The sequence below is a fragment of the Methylobacterium sp. AC433 genome (assembly GCF_979253015.1).
In genome coordinates this window covers 1-233 of sequence record NZ_CEEDBN010000125.1, presented here as the reverse complement: position 1 = coordinate 233, position 233 = coordinate 1, and the positions used below count along the sequence as shown (strand labels likewise).

Below are 233 nucleotides of genomic sequence, written 5' to 3'. Positions count from 1 at the left end.
GAAGGCGCCGCCGCCGCCCATCACGCCGAGGCCGATCAGGCCGACAAGCCAACGGCCGAAGGGTTTGGCCAGAAGCCAGGCCGTCCAGTCCTGGGCCGCATCGCCGCCCGTGCGCCCGAGCCCGAGGGCGAGGCTGGCGGCGGTGATGGCGAGGCCCGTATAGAGCATGGCGCTGAGAAGATGGGCGAGACGGACGTCCGTGCCCTTCAGCGACGTGCCGCGCCGGTCGGCGT

The 233-nt window shown here is 73.0% G+C and carries 1 protein-coding gene; it reads right to left on the bottom strand.

Features of this window, described 5'->3' with window-relative positions:
- Positions 1–233: DUF1206 domain-containing protein (locus AC0IWM_RS23980; RefSeq protein WP_471759187.1), on the bottom strand; the 233-nt coding region annotated here is incomplete at both ends.